Genomic DNA, 25,700 nt, shown 5'->3' on the forward strand with positions numbered 1-25,700 from the left:
TCGGCGACTGCCCGGTCCGCGCGTTTCGACAGTGAGCGCATGCATCGGGAAGCCCTGGGTGGGGACATTTCAATTGCCGGATGGCTGGCTGACGAGGGCGACTTGACGTGCCCGCGCCCGGCCGCGGCCTGAGTTCGCAGACGGTTCGATGGCGGCATTTCAATACCAGGCACTGGATGCGGAAGGGCGCGAGCAGCGCGGCGTGGTCGATGCCGACACCGCGCGTGCGGCGCGCCAGCAGTTGCGCGATCGTGGGCTGCATCCGCTGGAGGTCGCGGCGGCGATGGAGAGCGCGGTGGCCGGTACGGTTGGCGCGCGCGGGCTCGGAGCCGGGCGTCTGGCAGTGTTCACGCAGCAGCTGGCGACGCTGCTCGGTGCCGGGTTGCCGATCGACGAGGCGCTGGGCGCGCTTGCCGACGAAACCGATGACTTGAAGCTGCGCCACCTGGTCGCGGCTCTTCGTGGGCGCGTGCGCGAAGGCCGTTCGCTGGCGGCGGCGCTGGCCGAATTCCCGGAATCCTTCGACGAGCTGTATGTCGCCACCGTTACCGCCGGCGAGAGCAGCGGTCAGCTCGACGGCGCCCTGCATCGACTCGCCGACTATGCCGACCAGCGCGACGGGCTGCAGCGTGAACTGTGGACCGCATTGGCCTATCCGATGCTGTTGCTGATCGTCGCTGGCGCGGTGGTGATGGGGTTGATGACGTCAGTGGTGCCCAAGGTCATTGACGTGTTCGAGAACCTCGGACGCGAGCTGCCGTGGCTGACCGTGGCCATGGTCGCGCTCTCGCGATTCCTTTCGGCCTGGGGCCTGTGGCTGGGCGCGGCGGTGGTCGTCGCGGTCATGACCACGGCCGCAGCGTTGCGCCGGCCGGCGGTGCGTGAGCGCCTCGACGTGTTGCTGTTGCGCCTGCCCGGGCTCGGGCGCCTGCTGCGCGCGATGGACACCGCGCGTGCCACGCGCACGCTGGCGGTACTGATCGGATGCGGCGTGCCGGTGCTCGAAGCACTCAAGCTCGCGGTCAACACCGTGCGCCGCGAGCCGATCCGCATCGCACTGCGCCAGGCTGCGCTGCGCGTGCGCGAGGGCGCGACGCTGGCGCGTGCGCTCGGCGAGCACAAGGCGATGCCTCCGGTGGCATTGCGCCTGATCGGCAGCGGCGAGAAGAGCGGCCAACTGGCGGCGATGCTGGAGGCCGCTGCCAGTCAGCAGTCGCGCGAGGCGCGCACGCATCTCGGCGTGCTCGCCGCCGTGCTTGGTCCAGTGGTGATTCTGCTGGTCGGTGCCGTCGTGCTCGCGATCGTGCTCGCGATCCTGCTGCCGATCTTCGAGTTGAACTCGTTGGTGGGTCGCGCATGATCCGGTTCGACGGCGTCGGCAAGCGCTATGCGAACGGCGGCGATGCACTGACGGAGCTGAGCTTCGAGATCGGTACCGGAGAGATGCTGTTCGTCACCGGCCACTCCGGCGCCGGCAAGAGCACCCTGATCAAGCTGCTGGCGCTGATCGAGCGGCCGACGCGCGGCCAGATCGCGGTCGACGGCGAAGCGCTTGCGAACACGCGCGGCGCTCGCATCGCCGCGTATCGGCAACGCCTCGGCCTGGTGTTCCAGGACTACCGATTGCTCGAAGACCGCAGCGTGGCCGCCAATGTCGCGCTGCCGTTGCAGATCGCCGGCTGCGACGACACCGAACTGCAGAAACGGGTGCGCGCGGCGTTGGACCTGGTCGGCCTCGGTGGCCGCGAACGCGTGCGTCCGAGCATGCTTTCGGGTGGCGAGCAGCAGCGCGTGGGCATCGCCCGAGCCATCGTCGCACGCCCGGCGCTGATCGTCGCCGACGAACCGACCGGAAATCTCGATCCGCAGCTGGCAAGCGAGATCATGCAGCTGTTCGTCGCACTCGCGCACACCGGCAGCACCATCCTGGTCGCATCGCACGACCTGCATCTGATCCAGCGCATGAAGCGGCGCGTGCTGGTGCTGGACAAGGGACGGCTGATCGACGATTTCCGCCCGGGAAAGAGCGCATGAGCCGGCGCAGTCGCCGCTCGAAGGAGGACCAGGCAGCGCTGCAGCCGCCGGCGAACATCCGCATCGCGCGCAATCGCGGGCTTGGGCGTCCGAGCGTGGTGCAGTGGTTCGCCCAGCATCGCGCCGCCTGCCGCGCCGCGTTGGCGCAATTCGCCGCGCACCGCATCGGCAGCAGCGTCAACGTGCTGGTAATCGGACTCGCGCTGACGCTGCCGTTGTTGCTCGATCACGCCGTGCACAATCTGTCGCAGGTCGGCGGCGCGCTTGACGAGCAACGCGATGTCACGGTGTTCCTCGACCCGGAACTGAACGCGGCTGGCGTCGATGCCAGCATGCGCGCGCTGCTGGCGGTGGACGGCGTCGCCGCGCTGCGCCGGCGCACGCCCGGCCAGGGTCTGGAGGAACTGCGCCAGTTGCCCGGATTCGAGGCCGCAGCGGCCGCGCTCGATCGCAACCCGCTGCCCTGGGTGGCGCTGGCCACGCCCGAGGCCGGCGTCACCGGTGCCGAACTGGCGGCGCGCCTGGAAGCCGTCGCCGGCGTCGACCTGGTGCAGCACGACGCCGCCTGGCGCGAACGCCTCGACCGCATCCTCGGACTGCTGCGCCGCATCGTGCAGGTGCTGGCCGGCCTGCTCGGTCTTGGCGCGATGTTGCTGATCGCGAACGCGATCCGTCTCGACGTGATGGCGCGGCGCGAGGAGATCAGCATCGTTTCGCTGCTCGGCGGCAGCGACGCCCATGTGCGCCGTCCGTTTCTCTACGGCGGCGCGCTTTACGGCGTCTTGGGTGCGGCGCTCGCGATCGCGCTGTCGTGGCTGGTGTACCTGCTGCTGCGCGCGCCGGTCGCGGCGCTGGCGGCGAGCTACGCCGCAGACTTTCGCCTGTCGGCGCCGAGCGCCGCTGCAAGCCTGCTGGCGCTGGTCGCGGGAGCGGTGCTGGGCTGGATCGGCGCCTTGGTCGCCGCTACCCTGCAACTACTTTCCGACCGGGCCGACTGAAGCAGCATGAGCGCCGTACTGACCTCTCACATTGCGAGCGATGAGCCGCGCGTGCTGGTGGTCGATGGCTCGAAAGTGGCGCGCCGGATGATCGAGCAGGTGTTGCGCGCCGAACTGCCAAACGTGGTGGTGATGAGTTGCGAGACTGGAGCCCAGGCCAAACAGCATCTCGAAGCGGGCGTGGTTGATCTGGTCACGATGGCGCTGACCCTGCCGGACATGGATGGCTTCGAGTTGGCGCGCCACATCCGCGAGTTCACGCCGCAGGCCTATATCCCGATAATCGTCGTTTCCGGCAGCGTCACCGAGATGCTCGAGACGCGCGGCATGTCCGACGATGTCACCGACTATTTCGACAAGGCGCTCGGTTTCGCCGCGCTCGGGGAGTTCATCCGCGGCTACATCAGCGCGCAGACCTCGGCTGACGGCCAGGTGCTCTACGTCGAGGACAGCAAGGTGGTGGCGCTGGCGACGCGGCGCATGCTGGAGAAGTACGGACTCAAGGTCACCCACGTCGTCAGTGTCGAAGACGCGCTCGCCCTGGTCGATACCGCCAAGGCGCAGAGCGGCGGGCCCGGTGCCGACCTGATTCTGACCGACGTCTATCTGAAGGGTGGTCTGACCGGCAAGGAGCTGCTCGAACACATCCGCGGCCCCTACGGGTATTCCAAGGGCCAATTGCCGATCCTGGTGATGACGGCCGATGACAATCCGAACAACCAGGCGGCGCTGTTGCGCGCCGGCGCCAACGATCTGGTCAGCAAGCCGGTCGAGGAGCGCCTGCTGATCACCAAGCTGCTGTTCCAGCTGCGCGTCGGCCGGAACTTTCGCCAGACCCAATCCGCGCGGGCGTGAGCGGCGAGCGCGTCCGCCTCGAAGCGGGCTGGAAGGCGCGCCTCGCCGACGAGTTCGCGGCGCCGTACCTGCAAGGCCTGCGCGCGTTCCTGGTCGCGGAGAAGCAGGCGGGCAAGACCCTGTTTCCTCCCGCTGCGCAGATCTTCGCGGCACTCGACGCGACGCCGTTCGATGCGGTCAAGGTTGTGATCCTCGGCCAGGACCCGTACCACGGCCCCGGCCAGGCGCATGGTCTGTGCTTCTCGGTGTTGCCGGGCACGCCGGTGCCGCCGTCGCTGCTCAATATCCAAGCCGAGATCGAGCGCGATCTCGGCATCGCCCGACCCGACCATGGTGACTTGATGGCGTGGGCGCGCCAGGGCGTATTGCTGTTGAACGCCGTGCTGACGGTCGAGCAGGGCCGTGCCGGTGCGCACCAGGGCCGCGGCTGGGAGCACTTCACCGATCGCATCGTGCACTGCCTCAACGAGGAACGCGAGAACCTGGTGTTCCTGCTCTGGGGCAGCCACGCCCAGGCCAAGGGCAAAGCCATCGATATGCGGCGGCATCTGGTGCTGAAAGCGCCGCATCCGTCGCCGCTGTCGGCGTATCGCGGCTTCACCGGCTGCGGCCACTTCTCGGCTGCGAATGCCTACCTGCGCGAGCACGCTCGCGCGCCGATCGACTGGCGCCTGCCGGCGCGGGCGACCTTGGCCTGATCAGCCGCGACCGCCGCCGAAGCGCAGCCAGTGGTCGGCGACGCTTTCGCTGGAGAACATCATCATCGCCAGGCCCTTGTCGGCGCCGACGATCATGCCCATCTCGTTGGCCTCGACCTCTTCGCGTGCATCGACGAAGGCCAGGCGAATGTCGCGGAACCCGGCTTCGACCATGGCATCGGTGACGGTTTCGAACACGTCGGGCCCGGGGTCGCCGAACGGCTCCAGTTCTTCGATCACCAGAAGGCACGTTGCGGCGCGGTGCCGGCACTCGGTGCCGAGCGCGGTCCAATACGCGACCGAGACTGCGACCGAGTCGACGCCGCCACGCACGTGGGCGCGCAGGTAGCCGTGGCGCTCGGCTAGTTCGATGTCGAATCCGGGTCCGTGGAGGGTGTCGCTGCCTGGCATGATCACTGAGTTGCGGCTCGGGTTGGGCCGATGATGGCATCGTCGGGACGGCCTGCGCGCCCGCTTCGACGCTTGACGTACGGATCACGCGCTTGCGGCATACTGGGCTGCTCCCGGCGCTGGTTGGCCGGGACGCTCCAAGGGGAGTAGCTCCCGCCGCAACGACCGTCAGCACGGAACCGCAGGTTCCCGGTCTTGTGGGCAGTGCCCAGGCACTGCGAGCAAGACCTTGGCCTTGAGGAGGGCTGGACGCGAGTCCGGCCTTCCGCCGCCGTGTGCGGGGGCCGGGTCGCGTACATCGTTCCCGCTCCGCCGCGACGGCACGTGCCGTGGCCGAGGGTTTCGGGGAATCGTGATGCAAACAATTGGTGAATGGTGGATGTGGGCCGGCTTTGCCGGCTTCGTGCTGGTCGCGCTGGTCGTCGACCTGGTGGTGATGCGTGCGCAAGGCGCGCACAAGGTCTCGGTGCGCGAAGCGCTGGGCTGGTCGCTGGTGTGGATCGTGTTCGCGCTGCTGTTCTGCGCTGGTCTGTGGTGGTACCTCGATGGCAGCGGTGGCCGCGAACTGGCCAATGCCAAGGCCAGCGAGTTCCTGACCGGGTATCTGATCGAGAAGTCGCTGTCGGTCGACAACATCTTCGTGTTCCTGATGGTGTTCACTTACTTCGCGGTGCCGATCGAATTCCAGAAGCGGGTGCTGATCATCGGCGTGATCGGAGCGATCGTGCTGCGCGCCGTGATGATCCTGCTTGGCGCTCTGCTGATCGCGCAATTCCACTGGGTGCTGTACCTGTTCGGCCTGTTCTTGCTGGTCACCGGCCTGAAGATGCTGTGGTTCGCCGACGAAACTCCGGATCTCGAACGCAACCCGGTGCTGCGCTGGATGCGTTCGCACCTGAAGATCGCGAACCACTTTCGCGGCGAGGATTTCAGTTTCGTCGAAGCCGGCCAGCGCTGGTTCACGCCGCTGTTCGCGGTAGTGATCCTGATCGCGGTCACCGACGTGATCTTCGCGGTCGACTCGATCCCGGCGATCTACGCCATCACTGAAGATCCGTTCATCGTGATGACCGCGAACATCTTCGCCATCCTCGGCCTGCGCGCGCTGTACTTCCTGCTCGCCGACCTGAAGGAACGTTTCCACCTGCTCACCTACGGGCTGGCGATGGTGCTGGTGTTCGTCGGCGCCAAGATGCTGATCGTCGATTTCTACAAGTTCGACGCGCTGCTCTCGCTCGGCATCGTGGTCGCGATCCTCGCCACCAGCATCGTGATCAGCCTGATGTACCCATTCGGGACGCGGCGCCAAGGAGCGGGGCTGGCGGCTGGTGATGACCCGAAACGCGAGCGGCGCGAGCGCTGACGCTCAGCCGCCCGCCGGCAGCGGATCGTGCAGCGCGGCGAGAGCCTGCAAGCCAAGCTGACCGAGATCGGCGCGACCCTCGACCTCGAACCAGTGACGCATGGTCGCGCGAATCACGCCGATACAGGCTCCGGCCAGTACGCGCGCGCGCAACTCGGCGGCTTCCCCGCTGCCGAGGCGCTGCACGAAGCTGCAATACATCGCCTCTTCCCAGTCGCGGTCAATTTCGTGCTCCACCGCGATCAGCGACGGTGTACTGGCGACCACGCGCTGTTGCGCGATCAACTGCTCGCGGTTGGCGGCGTATTCAGCGGCGAAGATTTGCGCGATGCGGCGCAGGCTGGCGAGCGGGCTCTCGCCGTGCGGTGCGGCGTCGAGCAATGCGCAAAAGCCCTCCAAGCGCTCGGCGCGGTGCGGAAACGCGAGCGCCTCCTTGTTGTCGAAGTAGCGGAAGAAGGTGCGCCGGCTGACCCCGGCGTCGGCGCAGATTTCATCGAGCGTGGTCCGGCCGAAGCCGACGCTGTGGAAGCGGCGATTGGCGGCGCGCACCAGCGCGCGCCGGGTGGCGTCTTTCTTCAACTCGCGGCGCAGCGACGGTGGCTTTTTCATCGCCAAGAGGATATAGCTGTCTGCCCACAAAGTGCCACTGAGTGCCAAATTCGCCGTGAGCCAGTCCCATTCCCTCCCCCGCGCCCACGGCGCAACCCCGGCGCTGGCGTGGACCGCCGGCGCGCACGCCGCAGTTTTCGATGGTGCCGGCATTGCCGCCGCTGCCGCCGCAGTGCGCGAGCCGCTGCATGTGCTGCGTGGTCGCGATGGCGGCATCGGCGTTGGCCGCGACGGTGAAGTGATGACCTCGAACGACGCCGCGGTGTGGCCGTTGCTCGGCCTGCTGCCGCCGCTGTACCCGGAATGGCTCGGCGATCGCAGCTTCCAGGAGGTGCACGGCACGCGTCATGCGTACATCGGCGGCGCCATGGCCAATGGCATCGCCTCGGCGCAGATGGTGATCGAGCTCGGCAAGGTCGGCGCGCTCGGCATGTTCGGCGCCGCGGGGCTGTCGCCGGCGCGCGTCGAAGCGGCGATCGACACCATCGCCGCCGCGCTGGATCCGCTCGGCAAACCCTGGGGCGTGAATCTGATCCACAGCCCGGCCGAGCCTTCGCTCGAAGACGCCATCGTCGATCTGTTCCTGCGTCGCGGCGTGCGTCGCGTCGAGGCGAGCGCGTTCATGGCGATGTCGCCGGCGATCGTGCGCTACGCCGCGAGCGGTCTGAGCCGCGATGCCGCGGGTCGCATCCAGCGCCGCAACTTCGTGATCGGCAAGGTCTCGCGCGAGGAGGTCGCCCGTCGTTTCCTCGAACCCCCATCCACGAAGATCCTGAACGCACTGGTCGAGTCCGGCCGCCTGACGCGCGACGAGGCCGATCTCGCCGCGCAACTGCCGGTGGCCGACGACCTGACCGGCGAAGCCGATTCCGGCGGCCACACCGACAACCGGCCGTTGCCGGTGCTGATCCCGGCGCTGATGCGCCTGCGCGATGAAATCGTTGTCAGGCGCGGCGACGCGCGCACGATCCGCATCGGTGCCGCGGGTGGTCTTGGTACGCCGGGTGCTGTCGCCGCCGCGTTCGCGCTCGGTGCGGCGTATGTGCAGACCGGCTCGGTGAACCAGAGCTGCATCGAGGCGGGGCTGCACGCGCGTGGCCGCGCCATGCTCGCGAAGGCCGGCATGGCCGACGTGGCCATGGCCCCGGCCGCCGACATGTTCGAGATGGGCGTCGACGTGCAGGTGCTCAAGCGCGGCACCCTGTTCGCGCCGCGTGCGAAGAAGCTGTACGAGCTGTATCGCGCGCATGCGAGCTTCGAGGAAATTGCGGCCGAGGAACGCGAGCGCATCGAGCGCCAACTATTGCGCAGCGACTACGCCAGCGCCTGGGCTTCGACGCGGGCGTTCTGGGAGAAGCGTGAATCGGCGCAGGCCGAACGCGGCGAGCGTGATCCGAAGCACCGCATGGCGCTGGTGTTCCGCTCCTATCTGGGCTTGGCCGCACGCTGGGCGATCGACGGCGTCGAGGACCGCGACTCCGACTACCAGATCTGGTGCGGGCCGGCGATGGGCGGCTTCAACCGTTGGGTCGAGGGCAGCTTCCTCGAAGCCCCCGAAGGGCGCAGCGTGGCCCAGGTCGCGCTGAACCTGCTCGAAGGTGCCGCGGTGGTTACGCGCGCCCAGCAACTGCGCAGTTATGGCGTGCCGGTGCCGGCCGCCGCCTTCGATTTCCGTCCGCGCCCGCTCGCCTGAAGCGCACCGAGGTTTCCATGAACAACGCAATCGCCGTGGTCGGCGTCAGTGCCCTGTTTCCCGGCTCGCAGGACGCGACCGGCTTCTGGAACGACATCCTCAAGGGCCGCGACCTGCTCGGCGATGTGCCGGTGAGCCACTGGCGCATCGACGACTACTACGACCCCGATCCGTCGGCTCCGGACAAGACCTACGCGCGCCGCGGCGGCTTCCTGTCGCCGATCGATTTCGACGCGCTCGGCTTCGGCATCCCACCGGCCACGCTGGCGGCGACCGACACCTCGCAGCTGCTGGCGCTGATCGTCGCGCAGGCGGTGCTGGAGGATGCCGCGCGCGACAAGCTCGCGAACATGGATCGCTCGAAGATCTCGGTGATCCTCGGCGTCACCTCGGCGCAGGAGCTGTTGTTCTCGATGGTCTCGCGCCTGCAGCGCCCGGTGTGGGTGAAGGCGCTGCGCGAGAGCGGCCTGCCCGAGGACGAAGTGCAGCAGGCCTGTGATCGCATCGCCGCGCACTACGTGCCCTGGCAGGAAGCGACCTTCCCCGGTCTGCTCGGCAATGTCGTCGCCGGGCGCATCGCCAACCGGCTCAATCTCGGTGGCACCAACTGCGTCACCGACGCTGCTTGCGCGTCGACCTTCAGCGCGCTGTCGATGGCGGTCAACGAGCTGCAGCTCGGCCATAGCGACATGGCGATTGCCGGCGGCGTCGACACGCTCAACGACATCTTCATGTACATGTGCTTCTCGAAAACGCCGGCGCTGTCGCCGAGCGGCGACTGTCGTCCGTTCAGCGACCAGGCCGATGGCACCATGCTCGGCGAAGGCCTCGGCATGGTCGCGCTGAAGCGCCTCGCCGACGCCGAGCGCGATGGCGATCGCATCTATGCGGTGCTGCGCGGCATCGGCACCAGTTCCGACGGGCGCTCGAAGTCGGTGTACGCACCGGTCGCGGCGGGGCAGGCGCAGGCGCTGCGCCGTGCCTATGAGGCCGCCGGATATTCGGCGGCCAGCGTCGAGCTGATGGAAGCGCACGGCACCGGCACCAAGGCCGGTGACGTCGCCGAGTTCGAAGGCCTGCGCATGGTCTACGACGAGGCCGAGCCGACGGAGCGGCAATGGTGCGCGCTCGGTTCGGTGAAGAGCCAGATTGGCCACACCAAGGCCGCGGCCGGTGCCGCCGGCCTGTTCAAGGCGGTGATGGCGCTGCACCACAAGGTGCTGCCACCCACGATCAAGATCGACGCGCCCAATCCCAAGCTCGAGATCGAGCGCAGTCCGTTCTATCTGAATACCGAAGCGCGACCCTGGATTCGCGGCAGCGAACATCCGCGCCGCGCAGCGGTCAGTGCGTTCGGTTTCGGTGGTTCGAATTTCCACGTCACGCTGGAGGAATACAATGGGCCCGGCCAGCGAGCGGAGCGGCTGGCGACGCAGTCCTGCGAACTGCTGCCCTTCGCCGCCGCAAGCGTCGCCGAGCTGTTGCAGCAGATCGACGCGCTGCTCGCGCAAGATGAGCCGCTGGCGCGGCTCGCCCACGATCGTCGCGTTGCCTTCGATGCGGCGAGTGCGCGCAGTCATCGCGCCGCGCTGGTCGCGGCCAGCACGGCACAGCTGCGCGAACGCCTCGCCGTCCTGCGTGCGCGCATCGCGGCGCAATCGGCGCAAGCATTCGAGCTGCCCGATGGCAGCAGCTATGGCCTCGGTGAAAGCAGCGGCCAGGTCGCGTTCCTGTTTCCCGGCCAGGGCAGCCAGTACCTGGGCATGGGTGCGACGCTCGCGATGCAGTTCCCGGCGGCGCGCGCGGTGTTCGATGTCGCCGCTGATCTGGCGATGGACGAAGGCGAGCGCCTGCACCAGGTGCTGTTCCCGCGCCCGGTGTTTTCCGACGCCGCGCGCCAGGCGCAGGCGCAGCAGTTGACTCGCACCGAATGGGCACAGCCGGCGATCGGTGCGCATTCTGCCGCGTTGCTGGCGCAATTGCGCGAACTCGGTATCGGCGCGGATGCCTATGCCGGACACAGCTTCGGCGAAGTCTCGGCGCTGCATGCGGCGGGCGCCTGCGATGTCGCGACCGCGATCCGGATCGCGCGCCGGCGCGGCGAGCTGATGCGCGACGCCGCGGCCACGACGGCCGGTGCGATGACCGCGTTGAATTTGCCCGCAGACGAGGTGCAGGCGCTGATCGCACAGCACGCACCGACGCTGGTGCTGGCCAACCACAACGCCCCGAACCAGGTCGTCGTGTCCGGCGCGCTCGCTGCGATCGCCGCGTTCGAGGCCACGCTGCAATCGCTCGGCATCGCGTGCAAGCGCTTGCCGGTTGCGACCGCGTTCCATTCCCCGCTGGTCGCGCCGTGCAGCGATGCCTTCGTGCGCGAACTCGCAGCGCTGCCGATCAGCGCGACCGTCGCACCAGTGTTCGGCAACGCCAGTGGCGCCCGCTTCCCGCAGGACGCCGCAGCGATGTGCGCGCAACTGGCGGCGCAGATCGCAGCGCCGGTGCGCTTCGTCGCCACGATCGAGGCGATGTACGCAGCCGGCGTGCGCTGCTTCGTCGAAGTCGGTCCGGGCCAAGTGCTGAGCGGCCTGGTCGACGCCATCCTCGGCGATCGTCCGCACCGCGCGATCGCGCTGGACCGAAAGGGTCGCGATGGTGTCGAGTCCTTGCTCACCGGCCTCGCTCGCCTCGCGGCCGCGGGCGTATCGATGCAGGCGTCGCGGCTGTTTGCCGACGTGCGCCTGCCGGCGCCGGCAGCACCGCAGCCCAAGCTCGCCGTGGCGATCAGCGGTAGCAACCACGGCAAGCCCTATCCACCGGCCGATGCGGCCGCTATCCCGCCGCCAAACCCGGCGCGCGCCGAAGTGCGACCCACTGCCGCCGTGCCCGCGGCCGAACCCCTTGCAGGAAGCGAAGACATGCGTGTTCCGAATCACCTCACTGAAGCTTGGCTGGCCGCCTTCCAGGAAAGCCAGCAGCAGACCGCCGCGGCGCACGAGGCTTTCCAGCGCACGCTCGCCGAAGGCCATGCCGCGTACCTGAAACTCGCTGAATCGGCGCTGCTCGGATTGGCTGGTACGGGACCCGCACCTCAGTCTGCGATCACGGCTTACGTGGCAGGGCCGACCCCGGTCGCGAATCCCATCGTTGTGCCACCGATCGTCGTGCCACCGACCGTCGCGATGCCGATCGTCGCGACACCGACCGCCGCGACGCCGACCGCCGCGACGCCGACCGCCGCGACGCCGACCGCCGCGACGCCGATCGTCGCGACACCGTCGCCGGTCGCGACCGGGGTCGCTCCTACATCGCGAGGATCAGTGTTGGGGCAAACCATGGGTTCGATCGACTTGCCGGCCTTGTTGTTGTCTGTGGTCGCGGAGAAGACTGGGTATCCGGTGGACATGCTGAATCTGGACATGGATCTCGAGGGTGACCTTGGCGTCGATTCGATCAAGCGCGTGGAGATCCTGGCGGCGGTCGATGAGCGCGCGCCGCAGCTGCCCAAGGTCGACCGCGCGCGTTTGTCGGCGCTGCATACCTTGCGCGAGATTGTGGATTACCTCGGGGTTGGGATGGGTGGTGCGGTAGAAAGCACCGCGCCCCAGGGCGTTCCGGCAACGGTGTTGGTGGATGTGGCGGCGTTGCTGGTGGCGGTGGTGGCGGAGAAGACCGGCTATCCGGTGGACATGCTGAATCTGGACATGGATCTCGAGGGCGATCTCGGTGTCGATTCGATCAAGCGCGTCGAGATTCTGGCGGCGGTGGATGAGCGCGCGCCGCAGTTGCCCAAGGTCGATCGCGGGCGTTTGTCGGCGCTGCATACCTTGCGCGAGATTGTCGATTACCTCGGTGGCGGTTCTGGCGATGTAGGAGCGCACCTGGGCGCGACCGCTGTTGCCGACGATCATGAGCCCGGTCGCGTCGCACACGTCGCTCCTGCGGAAGATCGCTTGGGGCGCTATGCGCTGGAACTGATTCCCGCGCCGGCCACCGGCTTCGCGATGCCGGGCATGCTGAGCGGACAGCGCGTGCATGTGACCGGCGATGAAGAGATGGCGCCGCTGGTCGCAGAAGCTCTGCGCGCGCGCGGCGTGCTGGCCTTGTCGGTGGTGGTGTTGCCGGAGTCGTCAACGGCTTGCGTGCATCTTGCCGGTCTGGCGCGGATGCGCAGCGAGGACGACGCGGTTGCGGTGAATCGCCAGGTGTTCGGTGTTGCGCGCCGGCTCGCGCCGCGACTTCAGACGGCGCCGGGCCTGTTCGTGACCGCGCAAGACAGCGGTGGCCGCTTCGGCCTCGGCGCCTGTCCCGAGCATCGCGAATGGCTGTCCGGCCTGCCGGCGCTGGTCAAGACCTGCGCGCTGGAATGGCCGCAGGCCAGCGTCAAGGCGATCGACGTGCAGCGCGCAGGGCGCACGCCCGTGCAAGTGGCGGAAGCGATCGCCGAGGAACTGGTCGCCGGCGGCGGCGAGATCGAGGTTGCGCTGCCGAACGACGGCGCCCGCTACACCCTGTGCAGCGTTGCCCGCGACGTTGCACCGATGGCACCGGTGCTGGTCGATGGCGATGTCGTGGTCGTTTCCGGCGGCGCCCGCGGCGTCACCGCGGCCTGCCTGCTGGCCTTGGCTGGACGTGTGCGCGCCCGCTTCGTCCTGCTCGGCCGCACCGCACTAGTCGATGAGCCCGCAACTTGCCGCGGCATCGAAGACGAGGCCGGGCTGAAGCGCGCGCTGTTCGCCGCGGCGCTTGCGGCCGGTGAGCAACTGGCACCGAGCGTGTTGCTCGGGCGCGTGCAGCAGGTGCTGTCGCAACGCGAAATCCGGCGCACGCTCGCGGCCTTGATCGCCGCCGGCAGCGAAGTCCGCTATCGCGCGGTGGCGGTCGAGGACCGCACTGCGCTGGCCGCCGAGTTGGCCCGCGTGCGCGCTGAGTGGGGTCCGGTCCGCGGTCTCGTGCATGCTGCCGGCGTACTCGCCGACAAGCGCATCGCCGACAAGACCGACGCGCAATTCCGCTATGTGTTCGACACCAAGGTGCAAGGACTGCGCGCCTTGCTCGCCGCCACCGCGAGCGATCCACTGAAACTGCTGTGCGTGTTCTCCTCGGTGTCGGCGCGCTGCGGCAATACCGGCCAGGCCGATTACGCGATGGCCAACGAAGTGCTGGCCAAGGTCGCCGCGGCCGAAGCGCGCCGGCGACCGGGCTTGCGCGTCAAGTCGCTCGGCTGGGGGCCCTGGGAAGGCGGCATGGTCTCGCCGCAGCTGAAGCAACGTTTCGCCGAACTCGGCGTGCCGATGATCCCGCTGGCGATCGGTGCGCAGATGTTCGCCGATGAAATGGCCGATGCCGGCGGCGATGGCGTGGAACTCGTGCTCGGCGGCGAACCGCGCGCTGAAGCCTTATTGTTCGACGGCGCCGAGCAGCGCGTCGACGCGCTCGAACTCTCGGTGCAGCGCGCCAGCCACGGCTGGCTCGAAGGCCATGCCGTCGATGGCGCACCGGTGGTGCCGGTGGTGCTGGTCGCGGAGTGGCTGGCACGCGCGGCGCGTAGTTTCCGGCCCGGCCTGGCGCTGATCGCGCTGCATGACCTCAAGGTGCTGAAGGGCATCCGTCTCGATGGCTTCGAGAACGGCGGCGACCGTTTCCGCATCGAGGCGCAGGCCTTGCCCGGCGGTGCGGCGACGCTGCTGCAGATGAGCGTCCGCGACATCGCCGGCCGGCCGCGCTACAGCGCCCGCGTCGAACTGCGGCCGCTGGCGGCGACCGCCGCAAACGATGCCCCCGAACTGGCGCTCGACGCATGGTCCGGCGCGGCGCCGTATCCGGGGCTGCTGTTTCATCGCGGCCAGTTCGAGCTGATCGAGCAGATGCAGGGCATTTCCGACGCCGGCGTGGCGGCGCGCGTGCACGGCGTGCAGTCGGCCGCCTGGCCGAAGCAGGACTGGCAGTTCGATGTCGCCGCACTCGATGGCGGCATGCAGCTGGCGGTGTTGTACGGACAGCGCATGCTCGGCGGCCCCAACCTGCCGACCGCGATCGACAGCGTGCAACGCTACGCCAGCGCGGCCAGCGCCGGGCCGATCACGGCCTCGGCCTATCGGCGCGCGGTCGGGGCGAGCGCGGTCACCACCGACATCTACTTTGTCGATGGCAACGGCCAGCGTTTCGCCGCACTGATCGGTGTGCACAACCACGCGCTGGCGCGGACCTGAGCGTGCACTTCACGCCGGTCGCCATCGTCGGGCGCGCGTGCGTCCTGCCCGGAGCCTTGTCTCCGGAAAGCCTGTGGGCTGCGGTCCGCGAGGGTCGCGATCTGCTCGCAGCCGCGCCCGCCGGACGCTGGCGACTGCCGCGAGAACGCGCCTTGTGCTCGCCCGATGCGCCGCAGGCGGATCGTGCCTGGTCCGACCGCGGCGGCTATGTCGAAGGCTTCGACGCGCTGTGGAATCCGCAAGGCTTCGCGCTGCCGGCAAGCGAGCTGGCCGCACTCGATCCACTGGTGCACTGGTTGCTGCACTGCTCACGCGCGGCACTCGCGGAGACCACGCGCGGAGAGGATGACCGTGTCGGCGCGGTGTTTGGCCATCTCGGTTTTCCGAGCGAACAGATGGCCGCGTTCGCCGACCAAGTCTGGAGTGGCAGCGACGCCGGCATCGACCCGCGCAATCGCGCGATGAGCGGGGGCGCGGCGCACATCATGGCGCAGGCGCTTGTGCTCGACGCCGGCTGCCACGCGCTCGACGCCGCCTGCGCGAGTTCGCTGTATGCGCTCAAGCTCGCCTGCGATCGGCTGCACGAGGGCAGTGCCGACCTGATGCTGGCCGGCGCGGTGCAGCGCGCCGACGATCTGTTCCTGCACGTCGGTTTTTCGGCGCTGAACGCACTCAGCAAGAGCGGCCGCTCGCGACCGTTCCATCGCGACGCCGATGGTCTGGTGCCGGCCGAAGGCTGCGCCATGCTCGCGCTCAAGCGTCTCGACGATGCGCGTCGCGACGGCGACACCGTCCACGCCATCGCGCGCGGCATTGGTCTGTCCAACGACGGCCGCGGCCGCGGCCTGCTGGTGCCGGACGCGGCCGGGCAGCAACGCGCGATCCGCGCCGCATACGCCGTTGCGGACATCGATCCGACCGCGGTGTCGCTGCTCGAATGCCACGCCACCGGCACCCCGGTGGGTGACGCGACCGAGCTGCACAGCAGCGCCGCGGTGTTCGCTGGCGGCGGCGAATTGCCGATCGGCTCGCTGAAATCCAACCTTGGCCATCTGATCACCGTCGCCGGCGCGGCCGGCATCCTCAAGCTGATCGAAGCGATGCGCGCCGGCGTGCGTCCGCCGAGCCTGCACGCGGACGAGCTGACCCCGGCGCTTGCCGACACGCCGTTTCGGGTGCTGCGCCAGGCCGAGGCCTGGCCGTCCGAGCGGCCGCGCATCGCGGCGGTGTCGGCGTTCGGATTCGGCGGCAACAATGCCCACCTGATCCTGTCCGAAGACGATCCGACGCTGCACTCCGGGCCGCCGCAGGCGCCTTCACAGCAGTTCGCGATCACCGCGCTCGGCTGCATCGCCGGCACGGCGACGAGTCGCGCGCAATTCAGCGCCGCGCTCGCCGCCGGGGCTGCGTTGCGCGATGCCACCGGCAGTGGCGCGATCGAACGCATCGAACTCGACCTCGCCGGCCTGCGCTTTCCGCCGCGCGATCTCGCCCAGACCTTGCCGCAGCAGCTGGCCATGCTCGCCGCCGCGCGCGAGGCGCTGGCCGAGAGCGGAGAGCTGCCGCACGAACGCAGCGCGGTACTGATCGGCATGGAGCCGGACGCCGAGGTCGCGCGCTTTGGCACGCGTTGGCGCCGCGTCGCGGAGGGCGCTGGCGACGGCGTGATCGCGGCGCTCGAGTCCGCCGGCGTGATCGGCTGCATGCCGAACATCCCGGCGAACCGGATCAGCGCGCAGTTCGATCTTGGTGGTCCCGCATTCACCGTGCAGGCCGGCGCCGAGTCGGGCTTGCACGCGCTGCAGATCGCCTGTCGCGCGCTCGCCAACAACGAGATCGACGCCGCCCTGGTCGGTGCCGTCGATCTGTGCTGCGAAGCGGTCACCCGCGCCGCCGGCAATGCCGATCCCGCCGATGCCGCGGTGGCGCTGGTGCTGAAGCGCCGTGCCGATGCCGAGCGCGACGGCGATCGCATCTACGCACTGCTGACGATGTCCGAGTCGTCCAGCGCGGAAACGTTGCCGGCGAATCTGATCGCGGCCGATCTGCGCCGACGCCTGGGTTGCGCCGGTGCTGCCGATGGCCTGCTGCAACTCGCGACCGCGGCGCTTTGTCTGCATCATCGGCTGCAGCCGGGCGGTCGGCCGTGGCTGGCTGCGGCACCGCGCAGCGTGCAGTTCGCGCTGGCTGGTTCCGTTCCCTTGCAACTGCAGGAAGCCTGGACCGCGCCGCGGCGCAGCGAAACCGCACTGCCGCGGCTGCATGTTTACGCCGGGGCGGAGCGCGCTGCGGTGATCGCGGCCCTGATCGCGCGGCGCGAGGGCGGCGACGGTCCGGCGCGGCTGGTGCTGGTCGCCGGCGACGACGAATTCGAGAGTGTGCGCGAGCGTGCCCTGGCGCACTTGCGCGACGGCGCCCCCGCAGGCCAGAACGTGCATTACCGCGACGCGCCGATCGGCGGCGGCATCGCCTTTGCATTCGCCGGTGCCGGCGCCGCTTATCACGGCATGGGCGCCGACCTGCTGCGGCAGTTGCCGCAGCTCGCGAACCAGCTCGCGGCGCGCAGCCAGCGCCTGGCAACGGCGCTCGACTGGGCCTTCGCGACGCCACAAGTGCCGCCTTCGGTGCGCGAACAGTTGTGGGGCGCATCGGCACTGTCGCAGTTGCATGTCGAGTTGAGTTCGGGCGTGCTCGGGCTGCAGCCCGATGCCTGGCTCGGCTATTCCTCGGGCGAGACCAATGCGCTGGTCGCCGCCGGCGTCTGGCGCGACGCCGACGCGCTGATGCAGGCGATGGACGAGAGCCGGCTGGTGACGCACTGGCTCGGCGGCGAGTTCGCGACAGTGGCGGCGCAGTGGCAACGGCCGGTGCGCTGGGCGAGCTGGACGATCGCGGCGCCATTGGACGAGGTGCGTGCCGCGGTCGATGCGGTCGAGCGCGTGCATGTCGCAATCATCAACGGCGACGCCGACTGCCTGATCGCCGGTGACGAGGAGGGTTGTGCGGCGGTGGTCGCGCGCATCGGCGACAGTCGCTGTCTGCGCCTCGAGTACCCGCTCGCGGTGCACGTGCCGGAGCTGGCGGCGGTGGCCGCGGACTGGCTGCAATTGCACCGGCGCGAGACGCACGCCGCGCGCTGCGGGCGCATCTACTCGAATGCCCTGGGACGCGCCTACGCGCCCGACACCGAGTCCTGCGCGCGCGCCATTCTCGAACAGGCCGATCGCTGCCTGGACCTGCGCCCGGTGGTGCTCGCGGCCTGGAACGACGGCGTGCGCGTGTTTTTGGAGCACGGTCCCGGCGGCAGCTTTGCGCGCGCGATCCGCAACATCCTCGGCGAGCGCGAGGCGCTGGTGCTCAGCCTCGATCGCAGGGGTCAGGGTTTCGATGCGACCTTGTCTGCGATCGCGGCGCTGATCGCGGCCGGGGTAGCGGTGGATTCCGCCCGCCTCGAAGCCCTGCTCGCACCCGCGCGCGCGCTGCCGCCTGCGCAACGGCCGCTGCAGCTGCCGGCGCACTGGCCGCCGGTGCGCATTGAGCGCGCGGTGCAGCGCATGGTGCCGGCGCCTTGGTTGCCGCCGGTGTTGCAGGAATCGCGGCCGGAGGCCGCTCCCACAGAGGCGGCTCCTGCGATGGGTGCGACCGCGGCGCCCGACCTTTCCGCGCCGCCCGTGGGCAGCATCGCGCGCAGCGCGCTCGCCGACCTCGCCACCGCGCACCAGCAATTCCTCGCCCTGCAGGCGCAGGCGCACCGCCAGTTCCTCGGCTTGCGCCAGCAGGCGCTGGCGATCCTGCTCGGAGCCAGTGCGGCGCCGGCGCCGCGCATCCCTGCGCCCGCCGGACCTTCTCCCGTTGCGCTGGCGGCGCTCAAGCCGAACGCCGCTGCGCACGCTCCGCGCTTCAGCCGCGAGCAGTTGCTGATCCATGCCGATGGCTGCATCGCCGAGATCTTCGGCGAGTCGTTCCGCGCCCAGGACCGCTACGCGCGTCAGGTACGCATGCCCAAACCGCCGTTGCTGCTGGCCGATCGCGTCACCGCGCTCGAAGGCGAGGCTGGCAGCATGGGCCGCGGTCGCATCTGGACCGAGACCGATGTCGGCAGCCAGGACTGGTATCTGCACCATGGCCGCATGCCGGCCGGCGTGATGATCGAAGCCGGCCAAGCCGACCTGATGCTGATTTCCTGGCTCGGCGTCGATGCCCTGAATCGTGGCGAACGCGTCTATCGCCTGCTCGGCTGCGAGCTGACCTATCACGGCGATCTGCCGCGGCGCGGCGACACGCTGGCGTTCGACATCGAGCTCGACGGCCATGCCGCCCAGGGCGACGTGCGCCTGATGTTCTTCCACTACGACTGCATGAACGGCGTGCGCCCGCAGCTGTCGGTGCGCAAGGGCCAGGCCGGGTTTTTCACCGCTGCCGAGCTCGCCGACTCCGCCGGCTGCCTGTGGACGCCCGAGACCCAGGCGATCGTTGCCGCGCCGCGGCTCGATGCGGCGTTGGTCGAATGCACGCGGCGCAGCCTGACGCGCGCTCAACTCGAGGCCTTCGCCGCCGGCGATGCCCACGCCTGCTTCGGTCCCGGCTTCGAGTCCGCCGGCACGCATACGCGCACGCCGAGCATCGCCGCCGGCCGCATGCTGCTGCTCGATCGCGTCACCGATCTCGAAGTCGATGGCGGACCGTGGCAACGCGGTTATCTGCGCGCCGAACTCGACATCGATCCGACGCAGTGGTTCTTCGACGGCCACTTCAAGAACGACCCGTGCATGCCCGGCACCTTGATGTTCGAGGCCTGCCTGCAAGCGATGGCGATCCAGCTGGCTGCGCTCGGCTACACGTTGAAACGCGATGGCTGGCGTTTTCAGCCGGTGCCGGAATTGCCGTACCAGTTGCAATGCCGAGGTCAGGTCATCCCGACGTCGAAGCTGCTGGTCACCGAGGTCTTCGTCGAGGAACGCAGCGCCGGACCGACGCCGACGCTGTATGCCGATCTGCTGTGCACGGTGGATGGCCTCAAAGCCTTCCACGCGCGCCGCGTCGCGCTCGAGCTGGTGCCCGCCTGGCCACTCGAAGGCAGCAATCTCACCGCACCTTTGTCTTGTGGGTCCGAGTTCCACTCGGACGCTCTCACCCGCAGTTCCGATCCCGCACATCTATGTGGGTCCGAGCTCCGCTCGGACGCTTCCGCCCCCGTCATCGACGACTTCCGCTTCGACCGCCACAGCCTGCTCGCCTGCGCCCTCGGCCGTCCCTCGGAAGCCTTCGGCCCGATGTATCGCCGCTTCGACGGTCCGACCCGCGTCGCGCGGCTGCCGAGCCCGCCGTATCACTTCATCAGCCGCATCGCATCGGTCCAAGGGCCGATCGGCGTGATGCAGGCCGGCGCGCGCGTGGTCGCCGAATACGATGTGCCGGAGCAGGTCTGGTATCTCGATGAGAATGGCTGCCGACGCATGCCCTTCGCGGTGCTGCTCGAAGCGGTGCTGCAGCCCTGCGGCTGGTTGTCGAGTTATGTCGGCTCGGCGCTCACCGTCGAGGGCGAACTCGGCTTCCGCAACCTCGATGGCGAAGGCCGCGTGCTGGCCGAACTCGCCGGCGCTGCCGGCACCTTGCGCACCGAAGTCGAACTCAGCGCGGTGTCGGCGACTGCCGGCATGATCATCGAGACCTTTGTCGTGAACTGCTGGCTGGGCGAGCGCAAGGTCTACGAACTGCGCACCGTGTTCGGCTTCTTCCCGCCGGCCGCGCTCGCCGCCCAGGCCGGCCTGCCGATCACACCTATGCATCGCGAACTGCTGGAGCGCGCGAATAACACCGCGATCGACCTCGATGCTGCGCCCGCGGCGTTCTTCGCGCACCCGACGCTGCGCCTGGCCGGACCGATGCTGCGCATGATCGACCGCATCGAAGGCGTCTGGCCCGAAGGCGGCGCCGCCGGCCTTGGCCAGATCCGCGCGGTCAAGGACGTCGACCCGGATGAGTGGTTCTTCAAGGCGCATTTCTTCCAGGACCCGGTGCAGCCGGGGTCGCTCGGTCTGGAGGCGATGCTGCAGGCACTGCAGGCGCTGCTGCTGCATCAGGACGCCGGAGCTGGCATGGTGGCGCCCCGCTTCGAAAGCATCGCGCTCGACCACATGCATTCCTGGAAATATCGCGGTCAGGTATTGCCGCATCACCGGCAGGTGCACACCACGCTCGAGATCACCGCGCGTGGTCACGATGCGCGTGGCGAGTACGCGTTCGCGGATGCCAGCCTGTGGGTCGACGGCCAGCGCATCTACGAGGCCAGCGGCCTCGGCGTACGTGTCGTTGCCGGCGCGGGCTGAGCAACGTGGCGCTGCAGCTGCAAGTCATGCGCATCGCCGAAGTGTTGCCACGGTTGCCGGCCGAGACGTCTGCCTGGTTGTCGCCGAGCGAGCAGGAACGCCTCGCCGGACTGCGCGTACCGGCGCGGCGCGACCAGTATCTGGCCGGACACTGGCTGGCGCGCGAGCAGTTGTCCGCGTTCGCCGGTGCAGATCCCGCGAGCTGGCGGTTGCAGGAACGCCCCAGCCTGCCGCCGGCGGTGATCGGGCACGAGGCGGCGCTGCAGCTCTCGCTCAGCCACAGCGGCGACTGGATCGCCGCCGCCGTCGCCGATGCCGCGATCGGCATCGACCTCGAACAACGCCGCCCGCGCGAAGCCCTGCATCGCTTCGAAGAACTGCTGCTGGCCGCGGGCGAGACTCCGGGAACACTCGACAACGACGCCCTGCTGCAACGCTGGGTCGCCAAGGAAGCCTGGATCAAACGCGAGCACGGCAGTGCCCTGCCCGAACACCTGGCCGCGATCCGCCTGCATCACGCCGAGCCCACCACCGCCGACATACGCTTGTGGAGTGGCGCCGACTTCCATATCGCACTGGCCACGCTGGCCGCGCCGACTTGGCAGATCCACTTCCCCGAGGTCATGGCCGCGAGCGGGTGGCGGGTGGGGCGGTCAGGCGGAACCGGTATCCAATCGTCAAATGCCGCTGAATCAAACACTTGAAACCGGAACTTTTGCCCTGATTAGCACTCCAATGACCCGACTGCTAACCTCGTCTCCTGAAGGAGAAGTTCGATGTCCCAAGCCCTGACCACCAGCAATTTCCCGATCCCCAGCGCCATCGGTTCGCTCGACGCCTACATCGGCGCGGTCAATCGCGTGCCGATGCTGGATGTCACCGAGGAGCAGGACCTGGCCTGGCGCGTGCGTCTCGACAACGATGTCGATGCTGCCAAGGCGCTGATCATGGCCCACCTGCGCTTCGTCGTGCATGTCGCGCGCGGCTATCAGGGCTATGGCCTTGGCATCGCCGACCTGATCCAGGAAGGCAATATCGGCCTGATGAAGGCGGTCAAGCGTTTCGATCCGGAACAAGGCGTGCGGCTGGTGTCGTTCGCGGTGCACTGGATCAAGGCCGAGATGCACGAGTTCATCCTGAAGAACTGGCGCATCGTCAAGGTCGCCACGACCAAGGCGCAGCGCAAGCTGTTCTTCAACCTGCGCAAGTCGAAGAAGCGCCTCGGCTGGTTGAACAACGAGGAAGTGAACACGGTCGCGCGTGAGTTGAAGGTCGAGCCGTCCGATGTGCGCGAGATGGAGTCGCGTCTGAATGGCCGCGACATCGGCTTCGATGCCCCGGCCAACGAGGACGACGAACATGCGCGTCCGTCGCCCGTGGCCTTCCTTGCCGATCACAGCCTGAGTCCGGATGAAGCCCTGCTCGCGCAGGATTCCGGCGATCACCAGCTGGACTTGCTGCGCGATGGCCTCGACCAACTCGACCAGCGTTCGCGCGACATCGTCAATCGTCGCTGGCTGGCCGACAACAAGGCGACGCTGCAGGAACTGGCGGACGAGTACGGCGTCTCGGCCGAGCGCATCCGCCAGGTCGAGGCGAACGCGTTCAAGAAGATCCGCGCGTTGTTCGTGGCCTGATCGCCGCCCGCATTCGCATTACCGCAACGGCCCTTCGGGGCCGTTTGCTGTTTCGGGGCGGGGCGTTGGGCGGCCACAGGGGGGCCGCCCCTACATTCGCTCGCGGCCCTCGCGTAGGGGCGGCCCCCCGTGGCCGCCCTTTGCGAACCGAGGTTCAAGACGACAACGGCAACTCCGTCTGCTTGAGCGGAATCTCGGCCTCGCCGCGGAACACGCGCTTGAACTCGGCGCGCGAGACCGAGACGTAGCGATCATTGCCGCCGATCTCGACTTGCGCGCCCTGGGTCAGCGCGCGGCCGTGTTCATCGACGCGCACCACCATCGTCGCCTTGCGACCGGTGTGGCAGATGGTCTTGATCTCGCTGATTGAGTCGGCCCAGGCCAGCAGGTACTGGCTGCCTTCGAACAGTTCGCCCTGGAAATCGGTGCGCAGGCCGTACGAGAGCGTCGGAATGTTGAGCTGGTCGACCACTTCGGTCAGTTGCCAGACCTGGGCCTTGCTCAGGAACTGCGCCTCGTCGACCAGCACGCAGTGCAGCGGACCGTACGCCTCGAGATCGCCGCGCACCAGCGTCAGCAAGTCGTCGTCGCGCTCGAAGATCACGCCATTGGCCTTGAGCCCGATGCGCGACTGCACTACGCCGCGGCCGTAGCGGTCGTCGAGCTTGGGCGTCAGGATCAGCGTGCGCATGCCGCGCTCGTGGTAGTTGTGCGCAGATTGCAGCAGCGTGGTGGTCTTGCCGGCGTTCATCGCCGAATAATAGAAATAGAGCTTGGCCATCGCTGCGTACTTGGGACTGGGCCGATGATTTTAGCAGCGCGCGTCGCCGCCGCCCGGATAGAATCCGCGCCCGCATTCCGGTTGTCCCGATGAGCCTCAATCCTGCCCAACGCGAAGCCGTCGCCGGTTGCGACGGTCCCATGCTCGTGCTCGCGGGCGCGGGTTCGGGCAAGACCCGGGTGATCGTGGAGAAGATCGCGCACCTGCTGCGCAACGGCCATCGGCCCGAAGGTATTGCCGCGATCACCTTCACCAACAAGGCGGCACGCGAGATGCGCGAGCGCGTCGGCAAGCTGATCTCGCGCGAAGCCTCGGAAGCGTTGCAGGTCTCGACCTTCCATGCGCTCGGCCTGCGCATCCTGCAGCAGGAAGCGAATCATGTCGGACTGCGTCGCGGCTTCTCGATCCTCGATGCCGAGGACGCGTTTGCACTGGTCAAGGACCTGGCGCCGGCCGGGCTGAAGCCGGACGCGCTGGAACTGCTGCGCGGGTTGATCGGCAAGGCCAAGGACAACGGGCTCGATCCGGACGAGGCGCTGGCCGCGGCACGTTCGCCGCGCGAGCTGGAGGCGGCCGAGCTCTATGCCGCCTACACGCGCCGGCTGCGCAACTTCAACGCACTCGATTTCGACGATCTGATCTTCCTGCCCGAGCGTCTGTTCGCGAACAACGACGAGGTGCGCACGCGCTGGCAGCAGAAGCTCAGCTACCTGCTGGTCGACGAATACCAGGACACCAATCGCGCCCAGTACCGCCTGCTCAAGCATCTGGTCGGCGCACGCGGCCGCTTCACCGCGGTCGGCGACGACGACCAGTCGATCTATGCCTGGCGCGGCGCCAACCCGGAGAACCTCAACGAGCTGGCGCGCGATTATCCGCAACTGAAGTTGGTCAAGCTCGAGCAGAATTACCGCTGCAGCGGCCGCATCCTGCGTGCAGCCAACGCGGTGATCGCGAACAACGCGCATCTGTTCGAGAAGAAGTTGTGGAGCGCGCATGGCGAGGGCGAATCGCTGCGCATCCTGCAATGCAAGGACGAGACCCACGAGGCCGAACGCATCGCCGCCGAGATCGCGCACCTGCAGCAGACCCGCAAGACGCCATGGAGCGACTTCGCGATCCTGTACCGCGGCAACTTCCAGTCGCGTGCGTTCGAGCAGGCCTTGCGTCTGCTGCGCGTGCCGTACCACGTCTCCGGCGGCACCGCATTCTTCGACCGCGCCGAGGTGCGCGACCTGCTCGCCTATCTGCGCGTGCTGGTGAATCCGGACGACGACAGCGCGTTCCTACGCATCGTGCAGACGCCGAAGCGCGACATCGGCACCGGCACGCTCGAGAAACTGGCCCAACTCGCGGGCTCGCGCGGGCTGTCGCTGTCGCGTGCGGCCGAGTCGATGGAGATCCACAAGCAGCTTGCGGCACGCCCGGCGTCGGCGCTGGCGAGCTTTGCCGAACAGATCAAGCGCTGGCGCATAAGCGCGACCAGCCTCGATGCGGCGGCGCTGTGCGAGAAGCTGATCCAGGAAAGTGGCTACGCCCAGCACCTGGAGTCGACGGTCAAGGATCCGGCCGCGCGTGCGCGTCGCCACGCCAACCTGCAGGAGCTGATCGACTTCCTGAAGGCGAATGGGAAAGGTCGCGATGCGCTCGGGGATCTCGCCGCGCAACTGGCCCTGCTCGGCAACCTCGACCGGGATGACAACGGCAATGCGGTGCGTCTCTCGACCTTGCACGCTTCCAAGGGATTGGAATTCCGTCACGTCTGGCTGGTCGGGCTCGAGGACGGCACCCTGCCGCACGAGGGCGCCATCAACGAGGGCCGCCTCGACGAGGAACGGCGCCTGTTCTACGTCGCGATCACCCGCGCCAAGGACACCCTGACGCTGAGCCACGCCGCGCACAAGCAGCGCTACGGCGAGCTGGTGGCGCAGAAGCCGAGCCGTTTCCTCGACGAACTTCCGGCCGCCGACGTGGTCCGTGAGGGCGACGATCCGGTCCGCGACCAGATCGAGAAGCGCGCCCGCGGCAGTGCGCACCTGGCGCGATTAGCCGCGCTGTTCGACGGCGCGTGAGGCGCCGC

15 protein-coding genes are annotated in these 25,700 nt (G+C 68.5%); 12 read left to right on the forward strand and 3 right to left on the reverse strand.

What is annotated here, in order from left to right; all coding sequences use genetic code 11:
• Nucleotides 1-148 precede the first annotated feature (148 nt).
• From gspF to ung, 5 genes are read left to right on the forward strand one after another with little or no spacing between them, the layout of a single operon-like run.
• The gene (gene gspF, locus IPG63_06410; protein ID MBK6726883.1) at nt 149-1,360 is read left to right on the forward strand and encodes a type II secretion system inner membrane protein GspF; all 1,212 of its coding nucleotides are present in this window, start codon (nt 149-151) and stop codon (nt 1,358-1,360) included.
• The gene (gene ftsE / locus IPG63_06415) at nt 1,357-2,034 is read left to right on the forward strand and encodes a cell division ATP-binding protein FtsE (protein MBK6726884.1); all 678 of its coding nucleotides are present in this window, start codon (nt 1,357-1,359) and stop codon (nt 2,032-2,034) included. Before gspF ends, ftsE begins: the two co-directional genes overlap by 4 nt.
• Complete coding sequence (locus IPG63_06420) at nt 2,031-3,032, forward strand: ABC transporter permease (GenBank protein ID MBK6726885.1); 1,002 nt, start codon at nt 2,031-2,033, stop codon at nt 3,030-3,032. The genes ftsE and IPG63_06420 overlap by 4 nt, the downstream gene beginning before the upstream one ends.
• Nucleotides 3,033-3,038: 6 nt before the next feature.
• The gene (locus IPG63_06425) at nt 3,039-3,887 is read left to right on the forward strand and encodes a response regulator (GenBank protein ID MBK6726886.1); all 849 of its coding nucleotides are present in this window, start codon (nt 3,039-3,041) and stop codon (nt 3,885-3,887) included.
• Entirely contained in the window at nt 3,884-4,585 is a 702-nt protein-coding gene (gene ung / locus IPG63_06430) for a uracil-DNA glycosylase (protein MBK6726887.1), read from the forward strand. Before IPG63_06425 ends, ung begins: the two co-directional genes overlap by 4 nt.
• On the opposite strand, the gene IPG63_06435 is transcribed toward ung, so the two are convergent.
• Entirely contained in the window at nt 4,586-4,996 is a 411-nt protein-coding gene (locus IPG63_06435) for a hypothetical protein (GenBank protein MBK6726888.1), read from the reverse strand.
• A gap of 355 nt (nt 4,997-5,351) precedes the next feature.
• Here IPG63_06435 and IPG63_06440 point away from each other — a divergent pair, with 355 nt between their 5' ends.
• Entirely contained in the window at nt 5,352-6,359 is a 1,008-nt protein-coding gene (locus tag IPG63_06440) for a TerC family protein (protein ID MBK6726889.1), read from the forward strand.
• Between the two features lie 3 nt (nt 6,360-6,362).
• On the opposite strand, the gene IPG63_06445 is transcribed toward IPG63_06440, so the two are convergent.
• Nucleotides 6,363-6,968 carry a TetR family transcriptional regulator gene (locus tag IPG63_06445; protein MBK6726890.1) on the reverse strand — a complete coding sequence of 202 codons (606 nt, stop codon included), beginning with the start codon at nt 6,966-6,968 and terminating at the stop codon, nt 6,363-6,365.
• A gap of 241 nt (nt 6,969-7,209) precedes the next feature.
• On the opposite strand from IPG63_06445, the gene IPG63_06450 reads away from it, so the two are divergent.
• From IPG63_06450 to rpoH, 5 genes are all read left to right on the forward strand, one after another.
• The gene (locus IPG63_06450) at nt 7,210-8,661 is read left to right on the forward strand and encodes a PfaD family polyunsaturated fatty acid/polyketide biosynthesis protein (GenBank protein ID MBK6726891.1); all 1,452 of its coding nucleotides are present in this window, start codon (nt 7,210-7,212) and stop codon (nt 8,659-8,661) included.
• Between the two features lie 17 nt (nt 8,662-8,678).
• Nucleotides 8,679-14,873: an SDR family oxidoreductase gene (locus tag IPG63_06455; GenBank protein MBK6726892.1), complete on the forward strand. Its 6,195-nt coding sequence runs from the start codon at nt 8,679-8,681 to the stop codon at nt 14,871-14,873.
• Nucleotides 14,874-14,875: 2 nt separating this feature from the next.
• Nucleotides 14,876-21,202, forward strand: coding sequence for a beta keto-acyl synthase (locus tag IPG63_06460; protein ID MBK6726893.1), 6,327 nt, complete (start codon nt 14,876-14,878; stop codon nt 21,200-21,202).
• Between the two features lie 26 nt (nt 21,203-21,228).
• The gene (locus tag IPG63_06465) at nt 21,229-21,906 is read left to right on the forward strand and encodes a hypothetical protein (protein MBK6726894.1); all 678 of its coding nucleotides are present in this window, start codon (nt 21,229-21,231) and stop codon (nt 21,904-21,906) included.
• Nucleotides 21,907-21,978: 72 nt separating this feature from the next.
• The gene (rpoH, locus tag IPG63_06470; GenBank protein ID MBK6726895.1) at nt 21,979-22,839 is read left to right on the forward strand and encodes an RNA polymerase sigma factor RpoH; all 861 of its coding nucleotides are present in this window, start codon (nt 21,979-21,981) and stop codon (nt 22,837-22,839) included.
• A gap of 154 nt (nt 22,840-22,993) precedes the next feature.
• On the opposite strand, the gene IPG63_06475 is transcribed toward rpoH, so the two are convergent.
• The gene (locus IPG63_06475; protein ID MBK6726896.1) at nt 22,994-23,620 is read right to left on the reverse strand and encodes a thymidine kinase; all 627 of its coding nucleotides are present in this window, start codon (nt 23,618-23,620) and stop codon (nt 22,994-22,996) included.
• 89 nt (nt 23,621-23,709) lie between these two features.
• On the opposite strand from IPG63_06475, the gene IPG63_06480 reads away from it, so the two are divergent.
• Nucleotides 23,710-25,692 carry a UvrD-helicase domain-containing protein gene (locus tag IPG63_06480; protein MBK6726897.1) on the forward strand — a complete coding sequence of 661 codons (1,983 nt, stop codon included), beginning with the start codon at nt 23,710-23,712 and terminating at the stop codon, nt 25,690-25,692.
• The last annotated feature ends 8 nt before the right edge of the window (nt 25,693-25,700 follow it).

This window comes from Lysobacterales bacterium (assembly GCA_016703225.1).
Classification (GTDB): Bacteria; Pseudomonadota; Gammaproteobacteria; order Xanthomonadales; family Ahniellaceae; genus JADKHK01.

What these genes read in the sequence shown, in the direction of transcription:
- gspF (MBK6726883.1), top strand. Translation starts at nt 149, where the DNA reads ATGGCGGCATTTCAATACCAGGCACTGGATGCGGAAGGGCGCGAGCAG.
- ftsE (MBK6726884.1), top strand. Translation starts at nt 1,357, where the DNA reads ATGATCCGGTTCGACGGCGTCGGCAAGCGCTATGCGAACGGCGGCGAT.
- IPG63_06420 (MBK6726885.1), top strand. Translation starts at nt 2,031, where the DNA reads ATGAGCCGGCGCAGTCGCCGCTCGAAGGAGGACCAGGCAGCGCTGCAG.
- IPG63_06425 (MBK6726886.1), top strand. Translation starts at nt 3,039, where the DNA reads ATGAGCGCCGTACTGACCTCTCACATTGCGAGCGATGAGCCGCGCGTG.
- IPG63_06435 (MBK6726888.1), bottom strand. Translation starts at nt 4,996, where the DNA reads ATGCCAGGCAGCGACACCCTCCACGGACCCGGATTCGACATCGAACTA.
- IPG63_06440 (MBK6726889.1), top strand. Translation starts at nt 5,352, where the DNA reads ATGCAAACAATTGGTGAATGGTGGATGTGGGCCGGCTTTGCCGGCTTC.
- IPG63_06445 (MBK6726890.1), bottom strand. Translation starts at nt 6,968, where the DNA reads ATGAAAAAGCCACCGTCGCTGCGCCGCGAGTTGAAGAAAGACGCCACC.
- IPG63_06450 (MBK6726891.1), top strand. Translation starts at nt 7,210, where the DNA reads ATGACCTCGAACGACGCCGCGGTGTGGCCGTTGCTCGGCCTGCTGCCG.
- IPG63_06455 (MBK6726892.1), top strand. Translation starts at nt 8,679, where the DNA reads ATGAACAACGCAATCGCCGTGGTCGGCGTCAGTGCCCTGTTTCCCGGC.
- IPG63_06465 (MBK6726894.1), top strand. Translation starts at nt 21,229, where the DNA reads ATGCGCATCGCCGAAGTGTTGCCACGGTTGCCGGCCGAGACGTCTGCC.
- rpoH (MBK6726895.1), top strand. Translation starts at nt 21,979, where the DNA reads ATGTCCCAAGCCCTGACCACCAGCAATTTCCCGATCCCCAGCGCCATC.
- IPG63_06475 (MBK6726896.1), bottom strand. Translation starts at nt 23,620, where the DNA reads ATGGCCAAGCTCTATTTCTATTATTCGGCGATGAACGCCGGCAAGACC.
- IPG63_06480 (MBK6726897.1), top strand. Translation starts at nt 23,710, where the DNA reads ATGAGCCTCAATCCTGCCCAACGCGAAGCCGTCGCCGGTTGCGACGGT.